Raw genomic sequence first — 25,682 nt, forward strand, 5'->3', positions numbered from 1 at the left:
TGATAAGTAATATACCCCCATTCTATTTTCGTCAAAATTGTGTCTAAAATGAATAGTTATGGAGGCCGTGAAACCGCTTAATCCAAAAATATTTCAAAAAATTTATTAATCAACGGTCAAATAATGCTTTAAATTGGATAACACCCTCCATAAGACATAAGAAATTACCCTGATTCATCCACAAAATAATTTCCGATTTTTTCCTTGCATGAAACAGAACAAGTTTTTTCATGAATCACTCCTCAAAAAAAAGATCTGCCTGAACCCAGAGCTCAGACAGATCTTCCTATTTCAAGTTTCCGGGATAAAATGGCTTTTTTCCCCGATATGATAAACATGCAGTTTATGCATCGCACGTGTACAGGCGGTATAGAACAGCTTCCGGTCGCTTTCCCGGTGATACACGGCCTCGGAACCGTTGTAAATGATAACCGCATCGAATTCGACACCCTTTGCCAAATAGGCGGGAACAACAAGGGTTCCTTTCTCGAATGCCGGGGTCGTCTTGGTGATCAATCTCGTATGAATATCAGCTGACAGCTGCTTGTGCACACGCCGGCTCTCTTCTTCCGTTCGACAGATGACCGCAACGTACTGGAATCCCTGCTCATGAAGCTCACGTATATCGGAAATAATCGTTCCGTTCAGCGCTTCTTCATCCTGAACCTGAATCACCCGCGGCGCTTCACCCGGACGGTTAAAGGGAACGATCCGCTCTCCTCCTGGAATCATTTGCCGAGTGAAATCAACGATTTCATACGTGGAGCGGTAACTTTGCGTCAGGGTGATAACTTCCGTATCCTCTTTACCATACAAACTGACCAAGTTCTCCAAGCTTCCCAGAGCTTCCCCATGCGCATAAATCGCTTGATTAAGATCACCGAGTACCGTCATTTTGGCCCGAGGGAACAATCGCTTCAGGAATTCCAGCTGGAAACCCGAATAGTCCTGAACCTCATCGACAATCACATGACGAATGGCGGTGTTCGTACGGAAACCCTGGAGCAGCTCCTTCAGGTACAGGAACGGGGTAGCATCTTCGTACATCAACGATTTATCGTCCAGGGAGGCTGTGGTGAGCTTACAGATATCCTCCCAATGTGCCGGAAGATTCTCAGGATCGCCCGCAGCCCGGCGGAACAAGGATTCGTCTGTGAACAGTTTACGGTACATCCCCTTGACATCCACGTAGCGGAATCGCTTGATCCAGCGTCTGACCGGTTTGAGACGTTGGCTGATCACCATTTTTGCAAGGACGTCCTTTTCCTTATCAAAATCGTCAAACGTCTCTTCCTTCCGTTTCTGCTTCCGCTTCATCGTTTGGAAGGCGCGCTGGTAATCATCCGAATCCAGCAGCTCGATTTGCTCCTCGACCCATGGAGCGTCTTTTTCACTTTGGGCAAACTCCGACAGACGTTTCAGCATCCATTCCTTCATAAGATCAATCCGGCCGGCGAGTTTAACCGCTGAATCATAACCATAGAACTGGGCGGTCATTTCATCCGAGCTGACGATGACCTTGCCTTGGAAAACAACCGGTTTAAAGAGCATGCCATTCTTCTCTAGCAGCTCTTTATATCGTCGGATGGTATCCAGATAAGCGCCGGAGGATTTATAGGATATGCTCTCCAGACGCGCGCGGTAGCGGAGCGAATCATCTGCATTCAGCAAAGTTTCCGTCTGTGTGAATACATCTTCGAGATCAAATTCCTTGCCCAAACGGTGCTCCAAATAGGACTGGAAGGTCGTTTGCTGCATGTTGTCCTCGCCAAGCTCGGGAAGCACGGTGGACACATAACTGTTAAACAGCGGGTTCGGGGAGAATAGAATCATCTGATCGGCCCGGAGTGTCTCCCGGTATTTGTACAGTAGATAAGCCACCCGCTGCAGTGCGGCTGAGGTTTTTCCGCTGCCAGCAGCTCCCTGAACGATCAGCATGCGTGTTTTGTCGTTTCGTATGACCGCATTCTGCTCCTTCTGAATGGTAGCTACAATGCTCTTCATCCGGTCATCCGCGCTGTGGCTGAGTACCTGCTGGAGCAGTTCATCACCAATCGTCACGCCAGTATCAAACAATACCTTGATCTGGCCGCTATGGATTACAAACTGGCGCTTCAGCAGCATTTCACCTTTCACCAGGCCGGAGGGCGTCTCATACTGGGCGGGACCCGGGGCTCCGTCATAATACAGGCTGGATATCGGTGCACGCCAGTCATACACGAGGAACGTCTCCATATTTTCATCCAGAAAAGAGCCGGTTCCCAGATAAATAGTCTCCGTCTCCGAGGTTCCTTCCTCTTTAAAATCAATGCGACCAAAGTAAGGAGATTCCACGAGTTTTCTGTACTTTTTAAGCAGCTTGCTTGACTGCAGATGAGCATGCTCACGTTCTGCCAGTACCTGTGACTGCTGTCTCAGATTGGTCGATGTTTCACCTAAATCATCCGGGTTGCTGAAGTTAACCGTAACTTCGTCCCAGAAGTCCTTCCGCATATCGATAACGACATCACGGATATCTCCGACACTCGCTTCCAACTGAGATATTTTATTGCTGATTTTCGTTGATACTTCCGTTACCCGTGTCTGTTCTTCTTGCCAATCCTCTTCGCTGATAGCCATTGTTCATCCCCCTAATTTACTGGTTGACAGCGCAAAATGTCTGTGATATAATACAGTTGTGGTATTCTAACCACATTAGTTGTTTTTAATGACAAACCATTGCTAATTATAACAGCATGCTACAGTTAATACAACATTTGAATTTAGTAACCGGCCGGAATGGCCGGTTTTTTTGCATTCATATCGTGTGGTTCATCTACCATACCATGTCCGATTGGGCTTGCCAAGAAAGCTCCTGCCATCCGCATGTTGGTCATAACGGCTGATCAAAAGCGAGTCTTGATCGGCCCCTTCATATCGTTTGATATGCTTATTTTCTCAACCAGGAGAACAAGGCTTCTTCCTGTTCCTTGTCCTCCACGACACGGCTGATTTGATCCGCCACCCGATTCAACCGGTCAAGCTGATAACCGTAATCATACATGGAGGCAGCCACAACCGACAGCCGAAGCCCGCCAGGATCTGCGCCCGGTCCGCACATCACTTGCTCCATAAACGCTTCATTGTTCTCGGCCATGGTCTCCGCCTCGTCCTCATTCGGCTTCAGCTTTCCTTCGAACTTCCATAGAATATGCTCATGGTACTTCATCAGCCGCTCCAGATTGCTATCAAATTGCTCGTCGATCAGTTCCGACCGTTCCGCCTGGAAGTAATGATTCTCCACGGCGTCCAGCACTTCATATCCTTTACGAAGGGATTGGAGCAGCTGCTTATACACAACAAGCTGTCTAGCTTGGCTATACTTGGCTCGCTTCAGCTTCTTCTGCTCCTCCTCAAACAAATTGTATTTGTCCGACAACGATTTGATTGCTGTTTCAAGTTCCTTCTTCTCCGCACGGTAGACCGAATCCTTCATCTCATGGGAAATGGCCGTCCGCAGCAGCAGCGACATTTTGCCAAAGACAATATGAATCCGTTTGATGTACTGCTCCTTCGGCTTTGGAGGAAATACGAGAATATTAATAAGGAAAGCAGATACGATGCCGATGATCGTGAGAATAAACCGGTTGAGTGCAAAGTCCCATTGACCGGAAGCTTCCATTACGGATATAACCGTAACCAGGGTGAGACCGATCGTCTCTCCCATTTTTAATTTCATGCAGATCATGATCACTAAAATACATACCAGACCGACCGAAATCGGTTGATTGGATAAAAAATATCCTCCGAGCATCGCCAGTATCGCCCCAAGCGTACTCGTCTGCAGCTGGTCCAGAAAATATCTCCACGACCGATAGATAGACGGCTGCATCGCAAAAATCGCGGCTATGGCTGCTACAACAGGGGATTGAAAATCAAACAGCATAGCCAAATAAAGAGCCAGCGTTACGGCTAGGCCGGTTTTGAACATTCTTGCTCCAAATGCCATAGACAGCCCTCCTTACATAACCCAAATTCAAATCTATGCTTACACACCATGATACATACTCCTCCGCTTAAACCGCTATTCCATGAATTACCCTTACTTTTCCAAAGTGATGCAGGCCGACATGACGTTCACGCATCCGGGAAGGCCCGCTTCCCCATTCTTCTCTCATAATATCGGACCATAAAACTAACCCATGCGCAGGAAGCCAAATAGCCCCCGAGGATGTCGCTTGGATAGTGAACACCCAGATATATCCGGCTAAGCCCAATGCTTAGAATCATGATGATTGCAAAAGCGATTAATACTCCTCTTCCTGTCCTGCTGTCTATATGTCTCCATAACAAATATGCCAGCACGCTATAGAAGGAAAAAGCACCCATCGAATGCCCGCTGGGAAAGCTGTATCCCGTAATTTCAACCAGGCGGTGGATATCCGGCCTCACCCGTTGAAAAATCAATTTTAATAATAGATTAAGAATAGATGAACCGAATACGACTACAATAAGTAGAAGAATCTCCGTGCGACGCCTCAATACCCAATATAGCACGGCGATTACGATAAGACACAATACAGTAACCGGACCGATCGAGCCTATAAATGAGAGGCCTATTGCAATATCCGTAATGAATGGATGCTCCAGGTTCTGTATTGAGGTTATGATGGCCAGATCGAGTGGAGCCAAGAGCTGAAACTTAACCAATGCGGCCATTATGATAAATCCTACGAAGCTGATGAGTGATATAAAGAAAATCCAGCGTTGTCTTCCTGAAGCCCAATTCATCTGTCCGCTCAAACTCTCTTTTCTCCTTTGCGTTGTTTCAAATCTATATGACTTGGGTGAAAACAAGATAATATCATTTTCCAGAGATAAAGAAAAGTCCAGCGCTGATTCCCAAGAAATCTCCCTTAGGTTATGCTAAATTTGGTATTATTACTCTAATATGAGAAATTTTAACGATAAAGGAGTTTGTCCTATGAAGGTTCTAGTAGTCGGTGCGAATGGTCAAATCGGAAAACACCTTACACACCTGCTTCAAGATCATGAAGCCTACACCGTAAAAGCGATGGTTCGAAAAGAGGAGCAGGCACGATATTTCGAAAATGCCGGAATCGAAACCGTCCTTGCTGATCTGGAAGGAGCGGTTGATGAGCTTGCACAGGCCGCACAGGATTGCCAAGCCATTGTATTTGCCGCCGGTTCAGGCGGTGCAACCGGTTATGATAAAACTCTCTTAATTGATCTGGATGGGGCTGCAAAAATGATCGAGGCTGCCGAGCAGGCACATGTCTCACGCTTCATTATGGTTAGCGCCATACAGGCCCACAACCGGGAGTCCTGGAATGAAAAAATCAAGCCCTATTATACAGCCAAGCATTATGCGGATCAGATCCTGCGCAGCAGCAGCCTCTCCTATACGATTATTCGTCCAGGAGGACTTCTGAATGAACCCGGTACAGGCCGTATCACCGCTGCCGAGGACATCCATAGCGGCTCCATTCCACGGGAGGATGTAGCAAGCACGATTCTGTTATCCCTGGATGAAGAGAACACCTTCCGGCGTTCCTTCGATCTGATCGCAGGCGATTCGCCCATATCCGAAGCCCTTTCGTCTATTTAAAGAAAGCCTTTCATCTCAAAGAAATCGCCCCTGCCAAAAGCGATACGTCAGGTATCCAGCTCTTGGTCAGGGGCGATCTGTTTTTTCTAATCGAATAGTGACCAAATCACAATAAATGCGATCAAGGCCAACACATAGATGACGATCAGCTTGGTAATATTAGCTTTGGTTTTACTTTCATACGCTGGATTCGACTTGCGGTTTTCCTGGGAAAAACCAACAAGCAGCGTCGCAATGCCGCCGATCAAAGCCAAAGTAATCACGATTAAATACAGAACCACAATGGATCCTCCTTATCCTCTCGGATTATACGAATGATTACGTGCCGGTCTTCTGCAGCATCTGATTCCGCAATATTTCTTTTACGGCTTTCACAGCTTCCTCTACTTTATCCACTGAGACAACGATAGGCGAGGCATCTTCATATTGACTGGAGGTATGGTTATACTTGGGATCATAATAATGCTCAAGCAGCATCCGGATTCCCTGTGGAAACCGTCCCTCCTCCAGCGACCTCCCGATCTCAGCAGCAACAGGAGTATGGATCCTGTTTTTAATCAATTGGAAAGCCGCCAAATACTGTTCTTTGTATGCAGCGGGATTGTAGTCCTCCATGATCTGGCGAACACGCTCTTCCATCGGCAGTTCAAGTACGATAGCTACGCCGGACTCCTTCTTCTCCATAAGGAAGTCGGGTACAACGATTTTGCCAATCCGCTTGCTCTCGGCTTCGAATAACACGTAAGGGGCCGACTCCACTTGCTTCAGTCGTTCAACCAATTCCGAATCAAAGGTCTTTTGATTGCTGGCCTGTAAACCGATATGGCCAAATATCGAGCCGCGATGACCTGCCAGCCCTTCCAGGTCAACGACAGGATACCCCTCCTGCTGAAGCTGCCTGAGCACGGCCGTCTTGCCCGTTCCCGTCAAACCATGCAGAACAAACGCTTCGGCCTCTAATGTCTTATGTTCAAGCGTATCCAGCACATACTTTCGATAAGCCTTAATCCCGCCAGTAATCCGGCTGACATGGATATCCATCAGGGAGAGCACGGTTGCCGCTGTCCGGCTGCGCATCCCCCCACGCCAGCAATAAACTGCTTTATCACCGTCAATTTCCTTGAATTGCTTAACGAAGGCGGGAAGCTTGGCCGACATAATGGCAAGTCCGCGCTCTTTAGCCGCGTCTACGCCTACCTGCTTATAGATGGTGCCAATCTCCGCCCGTTCCTCATCATTAAAGACCGGAATGTTCAGGCTTCCCGGGATCGTTGAATCCCTGTATTCCGACGGGGAACGGACATCGATTAATGTCATCTTCTTTTTATTCTGAAGCTCCAATAACTCGTTAACGCTGATGTCTTGAAACATGGTCTGCTCGCTCCTTTATTGATCCAAAAAAAAGGCTCACTTACAACTCAACGACAATGCGGGACGGATGATCGTTTACGACCTTGCCGACACTTCCCGCTTCCAGCCCGGCTTGCCGAAGCTCCATTAGAAGCTGATCCGCCTGCGAGCCGTCAACGGCGATAAGAAGTCCACCCGAAGTTACCGCATCACACAGTATCCACTTGTCGATCTGATCCATGTCGTCCGGAAAATCAACATCGTCCTTCACGTGATCATAGTTGTTTTTTGTCCCACCCGGAATGACGCCACCCTCGGCCATTTCTCTAACTCGCTCCAGGACAGGTACAGAGGACTTGGAAATGCGTATCCCCGTCCCGCTTCCTTTTGCCATTTCGAGTGTATGGCCAAGCAGCCCGAATCCGGTCACATCGGTGCACGCGTGAACGTTATACGATTCCATCATTTCGGCAGCGGTCTTGTTGAGTGCTGCCATTACGGCGGTAACCCGGCGGATCTCCTCATCACTTAACAGGTTTTTCTTAATGGAGCTCGTAAGGATACCGACACCTATGGGCTTTGTAAGAATCAGCACATCGCCCGGCTTGGCTCCTGCATTCGTTCTCACTTTGTCAGGATGTACGGTACCTGTTACGGCAAGACCGAATTTCGGCTCTTTATCATCAATGGAGTGTCCACCAACCAGTGTTACACCCGCTTCTTTCAGTTTATCCCCAGCACCTCTCAAAATATCGGTCAACACCTGCTTATCGAGGGTTGAGATCGGAAATGCCACAATATTCAGTGCCGTTAGCGGCTTGCCTCCCATCGCATAGATATCGCTGATTGCATTGGCCGCTGCCACTTGACCGAAATCATAAGGGTCATCCACGATCGGTGTAAAGAAATCAACCGTCTGGACCATAGCCAAATCATCGGTAAGACGGTATACACCTGCATCATCGCTCGTATCCAGACCAACCAGCAGATTCGGATTGGGTTCCGCTTGGGGGAGCTTGCGAATGACCTGAGCCAGATCCGCAGGACCAATTTTGCAGCCGCATCCTCCTTTAGAGGAATAGGAAGTTAATTTTATTTTCTCCGATTGAGTCATCACAGATCGTCCCTTCATCATCTAAGTTTTGATATATTGCAAGAGCACGTGCAACAACCCCGGCGCGGATGCTCGAAATACGTCTCATCTACTCCGGGGATCATCTAATATTAATCTTTGCCAATCACTTCATTTATGCACACAATACTTATATTATATGAAATCAGCTGCCGCAAGTCTAATGATCTTCCTATTTCTTGCAATTCCCGGGAAAATCTCTCTACGACAAGTCCACATTGTGATATACTATTAGATTGGATATGTAAATAATTTCACGATATATCGGGGGAGTACGAATTATGAATCACTCAAGCGACGGCAAAATGGCCTTTGATCATTCGAATCGCAGAAAAACCATCTGGTTCATCACAATCTTCATTATAATTGCAGCAACCGGTCTGACCTATGTGAAGTGGTGGCCTTATTACGATAAAGCACTCAAGGCGATTGTCGAGCACAGCATCGGCTCTTCCATACTAGGCATGGATAGCAGTGCCACACCTTCATGGCAAGCAGCCTGGGATTATGCCATCACTTATTTCAAAGCCGTCTGGAAAGCAGCCGTGCTGGGTATTCTCCTTGGCACATTAGTCCAGTCCCTGCTGCCCTCCCAGTGGCTCCTTCGCGTTCTCGGCAAATCGACCTTTGGCAGTACGGCGATAGGAGGGATTGCATCCATTCCAGGCATGATGTGCTCCTGCTGTGCCGCACCTATCGCCATCGGTCTACGCAAGAAAAAGGTATCTGTAGGGTCTGCACTTGCGTTCTGGATCGGTAATCCAACCATTAATCCGGCAACACTCGTCTTTATGACGTTTGTTCTATCCTGGAAATTCACCTTGCTGCGACTGGTCTTTGGCATCCTTCTAACCTTTGGCGTCAGCTACTTGGCAAACCGCTTTGCCAAAGAATCGGAGCCGGTGGAGATCGACACACCGCCGAGCACCGATCAGCAAGACGATCGCCCACTGTGGAAACGCTGGCTCGCCAGCATCGGCAATATGCTCATTCGCGTGGTTCCGGCTTATTTTATCGCAGTCCTGCTGCTTGGCGCGCTGCAAGTCTGGATGTTCCCTCACCTGGGAACAGCAGCCGGGAACAGCCTGCTGGCTGTCATTTTCTTTGCCGTCATGGGGATGCTCTTTGTCATTCCGACTGCCGCCGAAATCCCGATCATTCAAGCCTTCATGGCAGCAGGTCTTGGAGCCGGCCCCGCAGCAGCGCTGCTCCTTACTTTGCCGGCCATCAGCCTTCCCTCCCTTCTCATGGTAAGACGTTCGTTCCCGAGAAAGGTCATATGGTTTGTAGTTTCGTCTGTAGTCTTGCTTGGTATTTCATGCGGCATAGCGGGAATGCTTATACTGTAACCAGCACATGGGTGCATTTTTTTTCAAAGAGTTATAATCAGTTATAATCAAATCAAGGGCTTTTCAATTATATTTTCAATTTTTATTTTTTCTTAAGGTAAACCAAAAGCTTATCTGGTAAAGTGATTAAAGAATGAACCAACTCATTATTATATGCAGTCGAAGGGAGTCAATCATTAAATGAAAGATAACGATTTGCAGCCAAACCACCCGGGGCAACCCGAGGATGAACAGGGACAAGCCCCAGAGAAAGAGAATATCCCCCAAGAACCGGGCGACTTGTCTAATGAAGAGGAAAGAATAGATTCGGATTCAACCTATCCTGAATCCAGTGAACCTTATAAGGAAGAGAGCGATCAGCCCCTGTCTCCGGTTGCTGTCATGCATTCAGAGGATCAGCCCGAGCAGCCCCTGCACGATGAGCAGCCTCCGGCTGGTGATGGCGGTAATGGAAGCAAAGGCTGGATGATCGCTTCACTGGTACTCGCGGCAGCGTTGATCGTCGTCCTGATTGTACCTCCATTTGCCAAGGGATCCGGTAACGAAGCAGTGGCCAAAGTCAATGACGTCAAGATTACGAAGGATACCCTGTACAATGAGCTTGTTGAAGCGGGCGGGAAACAAACCGTAAATTCCATGATCACGGAAGAGCTGATTAAGCAGGAACTGGCCAAGCAGTCCATTACCGTGACGGACGCGGAAGTGAATGAAGAAGTTGACGCTCTCAAGGCATCCTTCCCATCCGAAGATCAATTCAATATGGCCCTGCAGCAATCGGGAATGACACTTGAGGATCTGAAAGGGCAGACCAAAACCCAAGTCGAACTCAAAAAACTGATGGGCGACAAAATCAAAGTAACGGACGAAGAGATCAAAACCATTTATGATCAGAACAAAGAATCCTTTGCTACACCTGAACAGGTTCGCGCTTCTCACATCCTGGTTGAAACCAAGGAAGAAGCCGATGAGATTGTGAAGCAGCTTAAGGATGGCGCTGATTTCGCGGCAATTGCCAAAGAGAAAAATCAAGACGCTACCAAGGACACAGGCGGTGACCTGGACTTCTTCGGACGCGGCGAGATGGATCCTGCTTTTGAAGAAGCAGCCTTCAAATTGAAGAAGGATGAAATCAGCGACCCGGTGAAGAGCTCCTTCGGTTATCATATCATCAAGCTTACCGATCGCAAGGAAGCTACGAATCCTACTCTGGAAGACAAGAAGGATGAAATCCGTAAACAGCTTGAGAATCAAAAAGTTTACCAGGAATCTTCCGCTTATATTCAAGAGTTAAAAGACAAAGCAACCATCACCAACACGCTGGAGGAAGTAGCGCCGGCAGATCCTGCTACAGAGACACCGGAAGCACCTGCTGCACCTTAAAGATTGACCAAGCCCTGCACCCTCGTGGTGTGGGGCTTTTATCATGCCAAAATAAAAAGTTCTTTAAACCCTGCGGAAAACATGTTAGAATGTAAGCGTTATCAATTGTTGATCTTGACAAAGGGGGAAGCAGAATGATGAAGCACGTATCGGAATCCCGCAACATGTATGAGGACTTCGTGGTGGAGACAGACATTCTGTTCTTTAAAACCGGATCGCACGGTTTGGTCAGCTTTCACGGCAGGAACTATAATATTAAAAAGAGAATGACTGCCGACAAAATCGCATCCCTGCTCTCCGGTAAACAGTTCTATCATGTCGGCGGCAACTGCTATGTGAATGTAGACAAAGTCACTACGGTAGAGCAAGGCATCGTTTACTTTGGAGAAAAGGCGCCCTCTGCCAAGCATCTGCGTATTCCGAGATGGAAGCAGGAGTCGCTGAAGCGCCTGATCACGGAAGCCAAACAGCCTGTTTGAGCAGTGCCGCAACATGTATATGGTTCTGTTTTTTCGAATCACAAGCAAAAGATCCCTTATCCGTTGAGCGGAGTCGGGATCTTTTGCTTGTTCAGTATTAAATCTTCAGTTTCTTGGCATTCACAATGTAAAGGTTCTTCAGCGGCAATGCGCCGTTTCTGTACTTCCGGGCACCGGATTCAAACAGAACATACAGATCATTGCCACGTATCGCAATATTCTCGGACATGGGCGGCATGGTCAAAGGGGTAGCTGCGGCCTTGCCGGATGCCCCACGTGTATAAATAAGCAGCTTGCTTGCATTGTTGCGGCCGCAGGACTGACTGTATAATACGCGGGATTTCGTCACAACCGCACCCTGGATACGATCAGGCGTGCTCCATGTATAATCCGCCTTACGGTTCAACGACAGGTCATCGCCGGAAGTCAATTTATAACCTCGAAGCTTGCCCTTCGGTCCGGGGGCACACTGCTTGCTGCCCTTATCCTCTCCATCCATATATTCACCTACCCAGAGAATCCCGTCGGAATAAGTGGCATAAGATGCCTTATGACCGAGCGCATATCGGGTCATGACAACATGGCTGTAATCTTTTTTGCCCTCGATGGTGCTTAGCGGAATTTTGTACACATTTTTGCCAGACGCCACCCACAGATGATTTTTGCTGACGGCGAGTCCGCCAACATGACCGGTATGCTTTTTGCTTCCGCTCTCATATAAATAGAGCGTTTTGATTCGCTTGTTGGTTTTGCTGCTGGTGATCGAGATGCTGCTGGCCTGCTTGCTCTTTGTATTGCCCCAATAATGAGATATAATAATCCACTTCTTGCTCGGCACAAGGGCGAGTCCCTGCGGTATCCATTCTTTGTTTCCGGATAAGCCGGGAACCACGGCTCCCTTTCTGCTAATATCAAAAAACTTTTTGTACTTGGAGGAAGCAGCCTCCGCCTCACCAGGGTAAGCAAAACCGATGAGGGTGAAGATCAAAACCAAGCTTAATCCTATACTCAAATACCGCTTGAGCCCATACAGTCTATTCACAATAATGCACCCACTTCCTTAATAAGCAATGATGACGGTATGCTTCTCGCTTTCTCGATCCGACATAAATTCAATGTATTCCGGCATAAAAATGATATTCATTCTACATCCACTTCATGGTAATATCGATCATAATGGGCTTGCGAACTACAGAGAGGATGATACAGCATCGAATCCTTATTTGATCCGAGTTATCCGAAGGCATTTGCCGCCTTCTCCACCGAGCATTGGATAACCATCATTATCCTGATCGCCCTTGCCGCGCTCCTGTATCTGTTCAGGTCTGTAATCGTCTCAACGACTGCCCTTCAAAAGACCGTGAAATGGAGCCTGCTTGCCGCACTCTCGTTGCCGGAGGCGTCCCTTCATCTCTGGTATGTGTTAACCGGCATCTGGGATCCTGCCACGTCATTGCCGCTGGAATTGTGCAGTCTGACCCTGTTTCTCTCCATAGCCATCCTGCTTACGGATGAACGCCGCTTATATCCGTTAGTTTATTTTGCAGGCATTGGAGGGGCATTTCAGGCCATACTGACACCCAATCTGGATTATCCTTTCCCTCACTTCCGCTTCTTTCATTTCTTTACCGTCCATACCGCCATTATATTAACAGCGCTGTACATGACATGGGTAAGAGGATACCGGCCAACCTGGAAATCCATTGGCTGGACGATGGTATTTCTTAACGTGTCCGCCGTGCTTGTCGGTCTTGTTAATTGGGCTGTTGGTTCCAATTACATGTTCCTGATGCGCAAGCCGGAAACCGCGTCGCTGCTGGATCTGCTGGGTCCACATCCCCTATACATTATGGTTGAGGAATTCATTGGACTTGTATTATTTATCCTTATGTATGTTGTCTTTTTTGTCATTCCGGACCACATCAAACGCAGTCGCAGGCATGGACGTGAAGAGATTCCCGGCTCTTCCGCAGGGAGCTGAAGCATGAAATCATATGTCTTATAGCAAAAACGTATGGACTGTAAACGCCCTGAGTAACAGGTGTTGCGATCCATACGCTTTTTTATGGGGGAGGAATTAAGGATCAGCCTTTAAGATACAGCCGAGAGGTGGCTTCCCAAATATCACCCGGTGCCAAACCGAACAAACCGATATCATCCGCCGGCAAATTCACGTTTGGAGCATTCACCAGATTGATCTGAGGCTCGGGACAGAAAAACTTCCGGGATGCCTTGTTATTCCATACCATCCACTGCTTATATGAGTTGCCGACATCATAGACCAAGGTTTTTCCCAGCCTGGTATCCGTCAATTCCATACGGTTTCTGCCGTTCTGCGGTACAGCCGTGTAATGGTTGTCCATGGGGGCAAAATAGGGGTTGACCCCGCTTGTCCGCAGCCGTTCTTCTTCCGCCGTCAGGGACTGGAATTCCCCGGTCGGCAGCATGCGGTCACTCATTTCCCACCGCTCTCCGATCGTTATTCTTGCAACGCAATCATCCGCTGTGCTCTCAGGTGCAAACGGAGCATTGATCGCCGTATGGAAGGCAAGCAGGCAAGGCATGCTGCTCGTTCCCCGGTTGCGTATCAACACATGCTGGGCTAATCCATCCCGATTCAGCGTATAGCGGAGCCGAAACGTGAACGTGTGCGGAAGCATGGCGTACACCGGGTGATCCTCATCGATCGTTACGGAAACGACCACATAACTTTCAGCCTCACTGCTGCCATAATCCTCGACCGTCCACGGTATCGTATGTAAAAAGCCATGGAGGTGATTACCTGTCTCAACCTCATTCACCGGGAATTGATAGGTCTGTCCATTCCATGGAAACCTCCCGTCTTCATATCGATTCGGCGGAAACAGGACAGGAATGCCGTGAACGCCTGGATTGGACTTGAATGCTTCCATCTCGTGTGCTTCAGGTTCGCGAAGGAAACGGTAACCGCTTTCGTTATCCCTGAAAGCGATGAGATTGCCTCCGATCCCAGGCAATATCGCCGCTTCGTAAGGGCCATGCTGGAGCCAAACCGCGCTCTCTCCGTGATATAATTCTTCATACGCTTTGTGGTTCATCGGGTCATCTCTCCTCTCAATGTGAACGTATATAGATTATCATACCGTTGCCCTTACGACTAGATTGTCGAGCTTGAATAAGCCGTTATGGCTCTAACCAAACCCTCTTCCTTGCATCTTGGTTAGGCACATCGTTTAAGAAGATAGTTTTTCTTGTGTGGAGTCTTGTGAGAGGGACACTGCCTCCGATTGCTCCTGTGCTATTGGCTGTGTGGCAGATGCCAGTTCCTCATCCAGTTCCCTTGCGTATTCCGTTCTCTGCTGCTCGCTCCATGCCAGAACGGAAGCCATATAATCCATTACGGGCTCCTTCCATTTTCTTGTCCACTGGATGTTAAATAACAGGGAACCCGTACGGCGGATGAAAAAGTCCGTCGGCTTCGACGCCAACTCATACTGGATCGCATACATCAGAGGTACCAGAACCGATACGGGAAGCGCGGATGCTTCCGCTTGATTGGATCCTGCGCTGGCCAAGCGAAACAACTCCGTTACGTTGGAGCCGTACATCTGCGCCCATTGCTCGGCGAGCTTACGGTCGATTCCTTGTGCCGCTCCGATATCCGCCTGCTTGCGAACAAATTCAGGAAATTGACGGGAGCCGCCTATATGCCCGCCGGATATCGGCAGATTCTTCGTTGTCCCGGGACCAAACGTTTGGCCGCCCTGCTCCTGAATTCGTTTGGCAACCAGATCCACAACCGTATCCGCCATTTTGCGGTAACCGGTCAGTTTGCCACCCGCAATGGTGATCAGGCCGGACGGGGATTCCCATATCTCATCCTTGCGTGAAATTTCGGACGGGCTCTTGCCCTCCTCCAAGATCAGCGGCCGGACTCCGGCCCACCCAGATTCAACGTCAGCCGCGGACAGCTTCACATCGGGAAACATATAGTGAATAGCTTTCAATATATAATCCCGGTCTTCCACCGTAATCAGGGGACGCACGGGATTGGCCTTGTACACCGTATCGGTTGTTCCCACGTAGGTCTTTCCGTCACGAGGAATAGCAAACACCATTCTGCCGTCAGGTGTATCGAAGTACACCGCTTGACGGAGCGGGAATTTGGACTGGTCAATGACCAGATGGACCCCTTTGGTCAACTGAAGCATTTTTCCCTTCTTGGACCTATCCATCTCTCGCACCTGATCCACCCAAGGGCCAGCTGCGTTCACGATTTTGGTTCCGGTTACGGTCCTGACCTCGCCGTCCAGCATATCTCTCACCGTGATGCCGGTAATCCGTCCATTCGTATCATAGTTCAAAGACTCGGCCTTCGCGTAATTGAACAGCACAGCCCCTCTGGCAGCTGCCTCTTTCATGACCTCAAGCGTGAGTCTGGCATCATCCGTCCGGTACTCTACATAGTAACCGCCGCCCTTCAGGCCTTCCTGCTTCAGAAGCGGCTCCCGCTTCAGCGTCTCGGAGACAGACAGCATGGAGCGCCGTTCTCCCCGCTTCACGCCAGCCAGGAAATCGTATACCATCAAGCCGACAGAAGTGCTGAACTTCCCGAAGGTGCCTCCTTGATGTATGGGCAGCAGCATCCACTCCGGCGTAGTAACATGCGGTCCGTTCTCGTAGACTACCGCCCGTTCCTTGCCGACTTCAGCCACCATCCCCACTTCCAACTGCTTCAAATACCGCAGTCCGCCATGCACCAGCTTGGTCGAGCGGCTGCTGGTTCCTGCGGCAAAATCCTGCATCTCCACCAGCAGGACCGACATGCCGCGCGTGACCGCATCGAGTGCAATCCCCGCACCGGTGATCCCGCCGCCAATCACGATCAGCTCATAAGTGCTCTCTGCAATTCCTTCAAAACGACGCTTGCGATCCAAGCTTGAAAACGACTGTGGCAACATCAAACAAATCCCTCCCAGTATGTTTTACCCTTTTTTTTATCTATTGTTACCTCTTATAGAAACAGCAACAAAAAAGAGACCACGAAACACGCAGTAACAAACCTCGTTCCATGAGGTCTTCCGCGCCTAGTGGTCTCTCCAAGTCTCCAGACAAATATTCACTTATGAATTATTATAACATATAAAATGCTAATGAAAAGCCATTGCCGCATAAACGGCTTTTTTCCACCCCGCATATAATTGTTCCCTTACTTCTTCCTGCATGGTTGGCGTAAAGCTCCGCCCCATGCTCCATTTGCTGCATATCTCATCCTGGTCCTTCCAGAAGCCAACAGCAAGACCCGCCAAGAATGCGGCTCCAAGAGCCGTCGTCTCCGTGATGTCCGGGCGTTCCACGGGAACGTTCAGAATATCGCTCTGGAATTCCATAAGAAAGGTGTTGGTCACCGCGCCTCCATCCACTCGCAGGGATGTGATGTTATACCCTGAATCCTCCTCCATGACGGACAGTACATCCCGGGTCTGGTAGGCAAGCGACTCCAGGGTTGCACGGATGAAATGCTCCTTCGACGTACCTCTGGTCAGACCAAAAACAGCGCCCCGTACGTCGCTGTTCCAGTACGGACTGCCAAGTCCGACAAAAGCGGGCACAACGTACACGCCTTCCGTTGAATCAACCCTGCGCGCATAAGGCTCGCTGTCCTTCGCCTCACGGAACATCCGCAGACCGTCGCGCAGCCACTGTATAGCTGATCCGGCCACAAATACGCTGCCCTCCAGCGCATACTGCACCTTGCCATCGAGTCCCCAGGCAATCGTCGTAATCAGCCCATGTTCGGATTTGACCGGCTTGTCGCCAGTGTTCATCAGCATGAAGCTGCCTGTTCCGTACGTTGTCTTCACCATGCCCTCGGAGAAGCAGGTCTGACCAAACAGCGCTGCCTGTTGATCTCCCGCAGCCCCGGCAATCGGCACTTCACGCCCGAAGAAGTGATAGGTCACCGTATTGGCGTATATCTCAGAAGAAGGCCTTACCTCAGGCAGCATGACCTTCGGAATATCCAGCAGCTGCAGCAGCTCATCATCCCATTTCAGGTCATGGATGTTATAGAGCATCGTGCGTGAAGCATTGGAATAGTCGGTCACATGCGCTTGGCCTCCGGACAGCTTCCAGATCAGCCAGGTATCAATGGTGCCGAATATAATCTCTCCACCCCGGGCGCGTTCCCGCGCACCCTCCACATGGTCGAGAATCCATTTGATTTTGGTACCAGAGAAATACGGATCGATCAAAAGCCCGGTCTTCTCCCTGACCTTTCCGTCATGCCCTGCAGCGATCAGCTCCTCGCATAGGCCGGCTGTCTGCCTGGACTGCCATACAATCGCATGATATATCGGTTCACCCGTGTTGCGGTCCCACAATACTGCGGTCTCCCGCTGATTCGTGATCCCGATGCCCGCTATCTGATCCGCCTTCACACCCGATTCGGATAAACAGGTCGCAATAACCGCAAGGATGGAGCCCCATATTTCATTGGCATTCTGCTCCACCCACCCCGGTTGAGGAAAATACTGAGGGAACTCCTTTTGCGCTGAGTGTACAATTTCTCCTTCCCTGTTAAACAAGATTGCCCGAGAGCTTGTCGTTCCCTGGTCAAGCGACAGAATGTACTGCTCCAATCATCTTCTCCCCTTCCGTTAAGTGCATTTAACCAAAGATAACGTGCAGGTGGAAACGTTGTCAAATTCATTATTCCGTCAGGGTGAAACCAAATAAGTCCTGCAGAAGGACAGAAGCCGCACCGATTAACTTATCATCTTCGCCAAGGGATGCCAATCCAAACACCATATCATCCTTCAGGATCGGCATCGCATGCCGGTCCATATATTTTCGAACCATTGCCAAAAGCTCCGGATTCCCATGCGCCATCTCCCCGCCCAGAACGAGTGCTTCGGGATTAAACATATTGACCAGATTAACAATGGCTGCGCCGAGGTGTTCCGCTACTTCTTCATTCAGATCCATGGCCAGCTTGTCCCCTCTGCACAGGGCTTCCTTGTACACGGACGGAACGATTTTACTGTAATCCCCTCCGCTCAGCTCCTGAATTAGAGTCGGTCGTCCTGTGGCTATTGCTGTAATGATTCGTGAATACACGGCGATCCAGCTGATATAACTGTCCAAGCAGCCTACATTGCCGCATTCACACCGAATTCCGCTGCGATTCACGCTGGTGTGTCCAAACTCGCCGGCACCCCCATGCTTGCCTCTCAGGAGGCTATCGTTTATTAATATACCGGAGCCGAGTCCGTCACCGATGGAAATATAGATCAAATTCCCGAATGCATAATCACCAAATCGCCGCTCTGCGAGCACAACGGAATTCATATCGTTTTCAACCCAGGTCCGCATTCCATAGCGGTCTTCGAGGATCTGCCTTAGCGGAACATCGGTCATCCGCAGCTTGGTGTTATAGTGCAGCACTCCCTGACTATCACTCACAATACCTGGAACGGTGAGGGAAATGCCGACACAACGTTCCAAGTCCTCCGCTCCTGCAGTGAAATCATCCATGAGCTCGAGCAGCCGCTCGATAACCGCATTACCCTGAAGTCCTTCGATCGGATAGGTTTCCTTTCTCAGCACCCTTGCCTCCAGGTTCATCTGGGCCAGATTTAGGAATGAATTCGTTATGGCTACAGCAAATAAATAATGATTATCCGGATTGAATTGGAGAAGAATGGGTTTTCTCCCTCCGCTGGAAGAACCCGTGCCGATTTCAGAGACGTAGCCCTCCTTAATCAGCTCCTGAACGGCGGAAGCGACTGTGGAGGGGCTCAGCTTATTTTTTTTGGCCAGCTCAATTCTCGATATGGGACCATCCGTACGAATCTTGTTCAGCACCTTGGATCGGTTTAACGCCTGGATCAGCTTGTGATCCCCTTTTTTCATATTGTTCAAGCAAGCTCAACCTTTCTATAGGTTCATCAATTAGTGCGACTTTCTGTATCGGAAAAATGAGGTTAGCTACACTATAACATTTTCAATAACCGAAATTAACTTATTCCATCAATCAAAATAATGTTATATGTAAGAATTCATCCCAACCTCACAATATGTGAAAAAAATAATTTAAAAGTAATTGAAATCGCTATCTTGAAAAATAATCGAGGGGATTATATAATCTTTCGCAATAGAAGCTAGTTATTCTGTCACAAAAGATAGCATGTTGATGTTAACTTTTTTCGATGATTGGAATAACTAATGCTTTTTACTCCAGCTATACAAAGGGGGCGCTCCCATCCAAGGAGACTGGTTTTCACGTCGAACAAGCTTTATGACCCCATCATGCTTGATCAAAACCATGCCAACATTTTAAGGAGGGTTATGTAATGAAAAAAGGAATGTCTGTCCTGATTACGATGCTATTCGTGTTTACTGTCTTACTGTCCGCTTGTGGTGGCAATGCCTCCGGTGGCGACAATGGGAAAAAGGTAATCAACGTCGCCCTCTGGGACGAAAATGTACGGGACACGCTGGACAAGTCCATCAAAATTTTCAATGAGAAGCATCCGAATGTTCAAGTGAAAGTAACGTATACGCCATGGGCGGATTATTGGACCAAGCTGAGAACAAGCCTCGCCGGCAATAGTGGTCCTGATGTTTACTGGATGAACGGACCCAACTTTCACTCCTACGCCTCCTCCGGTCTGATCAAAGACCTCTCTCCCCTCATTGAGCAAAGCGGACTGGACACCTCGGTTTATACCGAAGCACTCGTCGATATGTATACCTATCAAGGCAAGCTTCACGGTCTTCCTTACTTCCAGGATTCCATCGGACTCTATTACAACAAAGAGTTGTTTGACAACGCGGGCTTATCCTATCCCGACGATACCTGGACCTGGGAAACCGTAGAGGAGAATGCGGCCAAGCTGACCGATAAAACAAACGGTATTTACGGTTACATAGCGCCGATCGACAATCAAATCGGTTACTACAACTTTATTGCCCAAGCAGGAGGATTTGTAATCTCGGACGATAAGAAGTCATCCGGCTTTAATACGCCTGAAGCTCTGTCGGCCTTTAAGTGGGAACAAGGCTTGATTGACAAAGGCTACTCGCCGAATGCGCAGCAGCAGCTTGAAACGAAGTCCCGCCAATTGTTCGGCTCCGGCAAGGCCGCCATGTTTCCGGGGATTTCGGTCAACTCGCCTGAGCTGCACAAGCTTCTCGGCGATAAACTCGGCGTTGCTGTTCTTCCTGCCGGTAAACAGAAAGCTTCCATCGTTCACGGACTGAGCTGGGCAATCAACGGCAAGACAAAAGTAGAGCAGGAATCCTGGGAATTGCTGCAGATACTATCGGGCAAGGAAGGACAGGAACTGCTGGCCGATTCCGGCTTCTCGATGCCTGCCTACAAAGGCACGGAAGGTGGCTGGCTGAAATCCATTCCTTCTCTCGATCTGCAGGTATTTGTGGACAGTCTGGAATTTGCCGTGCCTTATCCGGTGTCCCAGAAAACAGCGGAATGGCAGGATGCGGAAGTGAAGGAAATCCAGGCAGCCTTTCTTGGCAAAAAAACCTTTGAAGAAGCGCTCAAAAACGCCGGTGAACAAATGGATGCAATCCTTGCAACTGAAACCAAATGACAACCATCCGCTCCCAAGTAGGAATACCAAGAAAGGACTGTGCAGCCTGTGAGCTCTCCCATAACTGTGACCACGAAACCTCCTGAGATACCCAAGCGAAAGGTCGGGAAACTTGCCCGGCACGAAGCCCTGTGGGGATATATCTTCATCCTGCCGGTCGTGCTGGGGCTTGGTTTGTTCTACATGGCCCCTTCCGCCGCATCCCTGTTCCTGTCGTTTACATCGTGGGACGGGTTAACCTCTCCCCAGTTCGTCGGAATGGATAATTTCACGAATCTGATGAAGGACGACAAATTCACCGGCTCCATGCTGAACACGATGATGTATACCGTCGGCACCGTTCCGTTGTCCGTTGCAATCGCAACGGTTCTGGCCGTACTGCTGAATCAGAAGATCAGAGGCATGGTCTTCTACCGCACACTGTATTTCATCCCGGTAATCACGATGCCGATTGCGGTCGGCATGGTCTGGAAATGGCTGTACAACTCCGAATTCGGGTTGATCAACCATGTGCTGGGAGTGTTGAATCTGCCTCAGCCGAATTGGATGTTTGATGAAAAATTCGCTTTGTTTTCCATCGTGCTTGTCAGCGTCTGGAGCAGTATCGGGTATAACGCCGTCATTCTGCTCTCCGGTCTCCAGTGCATCTCCAGCAGCTATTATGAAGCCGCTTCGCTGGACGGTGCCGGAACGATGTACAAGTTCTTTCGGATCACGCTGCCGCTGCTGACGCCCAGCCTGTTCTTTGTATTGGTCATGTCCTTTATCAATTCATTCCAGGTGTTTGACCTGATTTTCATTATGATGGATCAGCAGACTACGATGCTGGAATCCACCCGGACCGTCGTTTACAGCATTTGGGAAGACGGGTTCAAATATTTCAATATGGGTTACGCTTCAGCGCAGGCCTTCATTCTATTCGTTGTGATTCTAGTCATCACCATGGTTCAAATGTATATTCAAAAGCGCTGGGTTCACTACCAATAACAGGAGGAATGAAGACGTGAATACTTCAACCCGATCGGGAAAAGCAAGCCGTCTGGCAGTCCACGTTCTGTTAGCTGCCGGGGCGCTGCTCATGATTATGCCGTTTCTGTGGATGATATCCACATCCTTCAAGTCCTTTGCCGATTCCATGTCGATTCCGCCCAAATGGCTCCCTGTCGAATGGCACTTGGACAACTACCTCCGTGTCATTCAAACCATTGATTTTGGCACGTATTACTTGAATACCGTTATCGTCACACTCGGACGCACAGTGGGCCAGCTTGTCCTGTGCTCACTTGCAGCCTATTCTTTTGCAAGTCTGAGATTTCCTTTCAAGAATGCTATCTTCCTCGCGCTCCTTGCGGTATTGATGGTACCGTCACAGGTTGTGATGATCCCGAGCTTTGTCATTATGCGTGAGTTCAATTGGCTGGATACGTTCTATGTGCTCATTGTACCGGGTATTTTCAGTGCCTTCGGTACGTTCTTGTTAAGACAATTCTTCATGACATTGCCGAAGGATCTGGAGGAGGCAGCCAAAATCGATGGCTGCAGTTATTTCCGGATCTACTGGAATATTTACTTACCGTTATCCAAAGCTGCGCTTGTCTCCCTGGCCATCTTCACCATACTCGCCTCGTGGAACGATTTACTGTGGCCGCTCATTATGACAAGCTCAGAGGACATGCGGGTGCTATCCATTGGAATCTCCAGCTTTCAGGGACAGCATTCCACCGACTATCCTCTCCTGATGGCCGGTGCGCTTATGGCAACCCTTCCGATCATCATCCTGTTTATATTCCTTCAGCGCTACTTCATTGAGGGCATTGCCATGAACGGGATTAAAGGATAACACATGCCGCAGCAATATACACGATAAAGGAGTCTGCCGGATGATACCGATGTCAGAGTTGGTGTTGGCGCTATGGGAAACATCGTCCCTATGGCGCTGCCGACGCACCTATGCCGGGTATGAGGGTTATTAGCAGCAAGCACCTAGTATGTATTCAGGAAGGTTTGCTGTACTTTTTTCCAGGTGAATCCTCTGTACCGGCATACAAAGGAAAGCTTGAATAATATGGATAGCGGGGCTATAATCACGTGTGAGTCCTAGAATTGGGGAATATTTATCCATCATCATTATACGATCAGGAGTGAGCAACCTATGATTAAAGCAGGTGTAATTGGAGCCGGAGGTATGGGCGCTGTCCATATTAAAAACCTTCACCAGAATGAACATGTTCAACTGGCTGCAATATGCGATACGAATGAAGCATTAGCCAAACAGCAGGCCGAATTGTATGGCTCCGCTTATTATACGGACGGCAGCACGATGCTGGAGCAGGAACCGCTGGATGTTCTGTACGTATGCATCCCGCCATTCTGCCATGGAGATATTGAAGAACAGGCAGCAGCCAAGGGCATTCACTTGATGGTCGAGAAGCCGCTGGGTCTGGACGTGAAGTCCGTCCGTCACAAAGTCAAAGTCATCAATGAAAGCGGAATCATAGCAGCTTCCGGATACTGTCTGCGCTACCTGGACACCGTTGCAATCGCCAAGGATTTTCTTAAAGACAAAAAAATCGGCATGGTCCGTGCCCACTACATAACGACACCTGTACCTACTCCTTGGTGGCGCAAAAAAGAATTGTCCGGCGGACAGCTGGTTGAGCAGTCTACTCATACCATGGACCTTGTACGCTACCTGTGCGGCGACATCACCCGTTTGTATGCCGATATGAGTCTCTTGCTTATGCAGGATATTCCGGATCTGGACATTCCCGATGTAGGCGCGATTCAATTCGTGCTGGACTCTGGAGCAGTCGGCCATATGCAGACGGGATTTATCCAATTCGATCATCGGAGCGGAATTGAGATCATGGGACGCGATTTCCGGGTCGTTCTGGATGGAACCACGCTTTCCATCGCAGATAAGGAGAAAGAAGTGGTATACCGCAGCAAAACCGACTTCTACAAGGATCTTACTACGGCCTTGATCGACGCCATTCGAAACCAGGATCCAAGCCTTGTGCTTGCCTCCTACGAAGACGGGTTCAAGACACTCGAGGTGACGCTGGCCGCGAATGAATCCGCGGAAACCGGTAAGCCGGTATTGATTCAGCAATAGCTCAAAAGGGGGCGTTCTCCAGGTCTGAACCTGGAGAACGCCCCTGAATTTTTGTTGCCCTGATGCAGTACGGCTTAAATTCGTTTGGACAGCTCAGCTTGTCCATGTTCATTGAATATCGCAATACTCATTCCGCTCTTACAAACCAAGTGAAATGTACTTTACCTCCAGGAATTCCTCCATTCCGTAATGGCCGCCTTCCCGGCCCAGTCCGCTCTCTTTAAATCCGCCAAACGGAGCTTGAGCGGTGGAAGGTACAGGGTCATTCACTCCTACGATGCCATAATCGAGAGATTCCGCGATTTTGACCGCTTCGCCCAAATTCTGCGTAAACACATAGGCAGCCAATCCGTAAGGACTGTTATTGGCTCGCTTGACCGCTTCGTCTATGGTTTTGAAGGTGGTAATGGGTGCAAGGGGACCGAAGGTCTCCTCATTCATGCACTCCATGTCATCCGTGGCATTCATGATCACGGTTGGCTCGACATAGTTGCCTCCCAGATCAGGGAGAGCTTGACCGCCAGCCAATATAACGCCACCCTTCTCTTCCGCATCCTTGATCTGTCGAACGACTTTATCCACAGCCTCCTCGTTAATCAAGGGTCCGATATCGATTCCGTTCTCCAGTCCATTCCCCACCCTCAATTGTTTGACAAGCTCCGTAAACTTCGCTGCGAACTTCTCCGCAACTGATTCTTGAACATAAATCCGGTTGGCACATACACAGGTCTGTCCCCCATTGCGGAACTTGGAAGAGATTAATCCCGCTGCCGCTTGATCCAGGTCTGCCTGATCTGTCACGATAAATGGAGCATGACCACCAAGCTCCAGCGATATTTTCTTCACATTGGCCGCAGCGCCAGCCATCAGTTGTTTCCCCACTTCGGTTGAACCCGTGAATGACAGTTTTCTCACCCGACTGTCCTTCTGCCACACGTCAGCGATATCACCTGAAGGTCCAGTTACGATGTTGATTACCCCGGCAGGAATGCCCGCCTCATCTGCTAGCTCCACCAGCTTGATCGCCGTGAATGGCGTCTCACCGGACGGCTTGATAACTACGGTGCAGCCAGCTGCCAGCGCAGGGGCTACCTTGCGTGTAATCATCGAAGCCGGGAAGTTCCAAGGCGTAATGGCAGCTACAACACCCACTGGTTGCTTGGTCACGATGATACGTTGACGACTGGAAGAACCGGGTATGGTCTCGCCATATATTCGTTTACCTTCTTCCGCATACCAATCAACAAAGCTGTTGGCATATCGAATCTCGCCTGCTGCTTCCTTCAGCGGTTTCCCCTGCTCCGTGGTCATGATTCGGGCCAATTCATCCGTATGATCTGCAATTAACTGATGCCACCGGCGAAGCAGTTCCCCGCGATCATTCGCGGTTCTGCCGGACCAATCCGAAAAAGCTGCCGCTGCAGCATCCACCGCTTGCTGGGCTTCTCTCTTGCCGCCTTTAGGCACGGTGCCTATAACCTTCCCGTTCGCCGGATTATATACGTCCATTTGCTCCTCGGTCTGAACCCATTGTCCATCTATATAGATTTGATTCCGATACATATAAAGACCTCCTCCTAATCGACTATTCCAGGTTGAGCGAGCCTGATGATCATCATCTTATTACGTCAACATCTGCCTTATCTTATTATCCGTTAACCACTTACCCTAATGCA

Annotated in this window: 21 protein-coding genes; 9 read left to right on the forward strand and 12 right to left on the reverse strand. The window is 49.2% G+C overall.

The window, feature by feature from the left end; translation table 11 throughout:
- Positions 1-291 precede the first annotated feature (291 nt).
- The 3 genes from helD to M2277_RS01230 all read right to left on the reverse strand — a co-directional run bounded on the left by helD (position 292) and on the right by M2277_RS01230 (position 4,782).
- Entirely contained in the window at positions 292-2,619 is a 2,328-nt protein-coding gene (gene helD / locus M2277_RS01220) for an RNA polymerase recycling motor HelD (RefSeq protein ID WP_280753954.1), read from the reverse strand.
- A gap of 310 nt (positions 2,620-2,929) precedes the next feature.
- Complete coding sequence (locus M2277_RS01225; protein WP_006211418.1) at positions 2,930-3,988, reverse strand: FUSC family protein; 1,059 nt, start codon at positions 3,986-3,988, stop codon at positions 2,930-2,932.
- Between the two features lie 128 nt (positions 3,989-4,116).
- Positions 4,117-4,782, reverse strand: a complete 666-nt coding sequence (locus tag M2277_RS01230) for a phosphatase PAP2 family protein (protein WP_152826322.1) — start codon at positions 4,780-4,782, stop codon at positions 4,117-4,119.
- Between the two features lie 181 nt (positions 4,783-4,963).
- On the opposite strand from M2277_RS01230, the gene M2277_RS01235 reads away from it, so the two are divergent.
- Positions 4,964-5,608: an SDR family oxidoreductase gene (locus tag M2277_RS01235; protein ID WP_152826321.1), complete on the forward strand. Its 645-nt coding sequence runs from the start codon at positions 4,964-4,966 to the stop codon at positions 5,606-5,608.
- Between the two features lie 86 nt (positions 5,609-5,694).
- Here M2277_RS01235 and M2277_RS01240 read toward each other — a convergent pair whose 3' ends face one another.
- The 3 genes from M2277_RS01240 to selD are packed head-to-tail and all read right to left on the reverse strand — an operon-like array spanning position 5,695 to position 8,072.
- Positions 5,695-5,889, reverse strand: a complete 195-nt coding sequence (locus M2277_RS01240) for a hypothetical protein (protein WP_006211422.1) — start codon at positions 5,887-5,889, stop codon at positions 5,695-5,697.
- A 37-nt stretch (positions 5,890-5,926) separates the two neighbouring features.
- Complete coding sequence (mnmH, locus tag M2277_RS01245; protein WP_036641961.1) at positions 5,927-6,979, reverse strand: tRNA 2-selenouridine(34) synthase MnmH; 1,053 nt, start codon at positions 6,977-6,979, stop codon at positions 5,927-5,929.
- A 40-nt stretch (positions 6,980-7,019) separates the two neighbouring features.
- The gene (gene selD, locus M2277_RS01250; protein WP_063480057.1) at positions 7,020-8,072 is read right to left on the reverse strand and encodes a selenide, water dikinase SelD; all 1,053 of its coding nucleotides are present in this window, start codon (positions 8,070-8,072) and stop codon (positions 7,020-7,022) included.
- A 299-nt stretch (positions 8,073-8,371) separates the two neighbouring features.
- On the opposite strand from selD, the gene M2277_RS01255 reads away from it, so the two are divergent.
- The 3 genes from M2277_RS01255 (at position 8,372) to M2277_RS01265 (ending at position 11,298) form a co-directional block, all read left to right on the forward strand.
- Entirely contained in the window at positions 8,372-9,439 is a 1,068-nt protein-coding gene (locus M2277_RS01255; RefSeq protein ID WP_280753955.1) for a permease, read from the forward strand.
- Between the two features lie 180 nt (positions 9,440-9,619).
- Positions 9,620-10,819 carry a peptidyl-prolyl cis-trans isomerase gene (locus M2277_RS01260; RefSeq protein ID WP_280753956.1) on the forward strand — a complete coding sequence of 400 codons (1,200 nt, stop codon included), beginning with the start codon at positions 9,620-9,622 and terminating at the stop codon, positions 10,817-10,819.
- Positions 10,820-10,953: 134 nt separating this feature from the next.
- Positions 10,954-11,298: a hypothetical protein gene (locus tag M2277_RS01265; RefSeq protein WP_006211427.1), complete on the forward strand. Its 345-nt coding sequence runs from the start codon at positions 10,954-10,956 to the stop codon at positions 11,296-11,298.
- Between the two features lie 97 nt (positions 11,299-11,395).
- Here the strand turns inward: M2277_RS01265 and M2277_RS01270 are convergent, their stop codons facing one another.
- Complete coding sequence (locus tag M2277_RS01270) at positions 11,396-12,340, reverse strand: hypothetical protein (protein WP_280753957.1); 945 nt, start codon at positions 12,338-12,340, stop codon at positions 11,396-11,398.
- Between the two features lie 168 nt (positions 12,341-12,508).
- Here M2277_RS01270 and M2277_RS01275 point away from each other — a divergent pair, with 168 nt between their 5' ends.
- The gene (locus tag M2277_RS01275) at positions 12,509-13,279 is read left to right on the forward strand and encodes a YwaF family protein (RefSeq protein ID WP_280754296.1); all 771 of its coding nucleotides are present in this window, start codon (positions 12,509-12,511) and stop codon (positions 13,277-13,279) included.
- Between the two features lie 103 nt (positions 13,280-13,382).
- Here M2277_RS01275 and M2277_RS01280 read toward each other — a convergent pair whose 3' ends face one another.
- The 4 genes from M2277_RS01280 to M2277_RS01295 form a co-directional block, all read right to left on the reverse strand.
- Positions 13,383-14,375: an aldose 1-epimerase gene (locus tag M2277_RS01280; protein ID WP_280753958.1), complete on the reverse strand. Its 993-nt coding sequence runs from the start codon at positions 14,373-14,375 to the stop codon at positions 13,383-13,385.
- A gap of 135 nt (positions 14,376-14,510) precedes the next feature.
- Positions 14,511-16,238 carry a glycerol-3-phosphate dehydrogenase/oxidase gene (locus tag M2277_RS01285; RefSeq protein ID WP_280754297.1) on the reverse strand — a complete coding sequence of 576 codons (1,728 nt, stop codon included), beginning with the start codon at positions 16,236-16,238 and terminating at the stop codon, positions 14,511-14,513.
- Positions 16,239-16,427: 189 nt separating this feature from the next.
- Positions 16,428-17,918 (reverse strand): glycerol kinase GlpK, encoded by a 1,491-nt coding sequence (glpK, locus tag M2277_RS01290; protein ID WP_280753959.1) that lies wholly within the window; start codon positions 17,916-17,918, stop codon positions 16,428-16,430.
- A 70-nt stretch (positions 17,919-17,988) separates the two neighbouring features.
- Entirely contained in the window at positions 17,989-19,191 is a 1,203-nt protein-coding gene (locus M2277_RS01295; protein WP_036642413.1) for an ROK family transcriptional regulator, read from the reverse strand.
- Between the two features lie 440 nt (positions 19,192-19,631).
- On the opposite strand from M2277_RS01295, the gene M2277_RS01300 reads away from it, so the two are divergent.
- The 4 genes from M2277_RS01300 (at position 19,632) to M2277_RS01315 (ending at position 24,006) form a co-directional block, all read left to right on the forward strand.
- On the forward strand, positions 19,632-20,891 hold the full coding sequence (locus M2277_RS01300) for an ABC transporter substrate-binding protein (RefSeq protein WP_036641942.1): 1,260 nt from the start codon (positions 19,632-19,634) through the stop codon (positions 20,889-20,891).
- A gap of 48 nt (positions 20,892-20,939) precedes the next feature.
- Positions 20,940-21,878 carry a carbohydrate ABC transporter permease gene (locus M2277_RS01305; protein ID WP_280753960.1) on the forward strand — a complete coding sequence of 313 codons (939 nt, stop codon included), beginning with the start codon at positions 20,940-20,942 and terminating at the stop codon, positions 21,876-21,878.
- A gap of 16 nt (positions 21,879-21,894) precedes the next feature.
- The gene (locus M2277_RS01310; RefSeq protein ID WP_036641938.1) at positions 21,895-22,731 is read left to right on the forward strand and encodes a carbohydrate ABC transporter permease; all 837 of its coding nucleotides are present in this window, start codon (positions 21,895-21,897) and stop codon (positions 22,729-22,731) included.
- A 312-nt stretch (positions 22,732-23,043) separates the two neighbouring features.
- Positions 23,044-24,006 carry a Gfo/Idh/MocA family protein gene (locus tag M2277_RS01315; RefSeq protein ID WP_148246886.1) on the forward strand — a complete coding sequence of 321 codons (963 nt, stop codon included), beginning with the start codon at positions 23,044-23,046 and terminating at the stop codon, positions 24,004-24,006.
- Between the two features lie 138 nt (positions 24,007-24,144).
- Here the strand turns inward: M2277_RS01315 and M2277_RS01320 are convergent, their stop codons facing one another.
- Positions 24,145-25,569 (reverse strand): NAD-dependent succinate-semialdehyde dehydrogenase, encoded by a 1,425-nt coding sequence (locus tag M2277_RS01320; protein WP_148246885.1) that lies wholly within the window; start codon positions 25,567-25,569, stop codon positions 24,145-24,147.
- Between the last annotated feature and the right edge of the window lie 113 nt (positions 25,570-25,682).

Source organism: Paenibacillus sp. LBL, from assembly GCF_029893715.1.
Taxonomy (GTDB): domain Bacteria; phylum Bacillota; class Bacilli; order Paenibacillales; family Paenibacillaceae; genus Paenibacillus_AQ; species Paenibacillus_AQ glucanolyticus.

Bases quoted from the DNA above. Each gene is read 5' to 3' on its own strand.
- M2277_RS01300 (WP_036641942.1), top strand. From the start codon at position 19,632: ATGAAAAAAGGAATGTCTGTCCTGATTACGATGCTATTCGTGTTTACT.
- M2277_RS01260 (WP_280753956.1), top strand. From the start codon at position 9,620: ATGAAAGATAACGATTTGCAGCCAAACCACCCGGGGCAACCCGAGGAT.
- helD (WP_280753954.1), bottom strand. From the start codon at position 2,619: ATGGCTATCAGCGAAGAGGATTGGCAAGAAGAACAGACACGGGTAACG.
- M2277_RS01295 (WP_036642413.1), bottom strand. From the start codon at position 19,191: ATGAAAAAAGGGGATCACAAGCTGATCCAGGCGTTAAACCGATCCAAG.
- M2277_RS01235 (WP_152826321.1), top strand. From the start codon at position 4,964: ATGAAGGTTCTAGTAGTCGGTGCGAATGGTCAAATCGGAAAACACCTT.
- M2277_RS01255 (WP_280753955.1), top strand. From the start codon at position 8,372: ATGAATCACTCAAGCGACGGCAAAATGGCCTTTGATCATTCGAATCGC.
- M2277_RS01280 (WP_280753958.1), bottom strand. From the start codon at position 14,375: ATGAACCACAAAGCGTATGAAGAATTATATCACGGAGAGAGCGCGGTT.
- selD (WP_063480057.1), bottom strand. From the start codon at position 8,072: ATGACTCAATCGGAGAAAATAAAATTAACTTCCTATTCCTCTAAAGGA.
- M2277_RS01265 (WP_006211427.1), top strand. From the start codon at position 10,954: ATGATGAAGCACGTATCGGAATCCCGCAACATGTATGAGGACTTCGTG.
- M2277_RS01320 (WP_148246885.1), bottom strand. From the start codon at position 25,569: ATGTATCGGAATCAAATCTATATAGATGGACAATGGGTTCAGACCGAG.
- M2277_RS01285 (WP_280754297.1), bottom strand. From the start codon at position 16,238: ATGTTGCCACAGTCGTTTTCAAGCTTGGATCGCAAGCGTCGTTTTGAA.
- M2277_RS01225 (WP_006211418.1), bottom strand. From the start codon at position 3,988: ATGGCATTTGGAGCAAGAATGTTCAAAACCGGCCTAGCCGTAACGCTG.
- M2277_RS01315 (WP_148246886.1), top strand. From the start codon at position 23,044: ATGATTAAAGCAGGTGTAATTGGAGCCGGAGGTATGGGCGCTGTCCAT.
- mnmH (WP_036641961.1), bottom strand. From the start codon at position 6,979: ATGTTTCAAGACATCAGCGTTAACGAGTTATTGGAGCTTCAGAATAAA.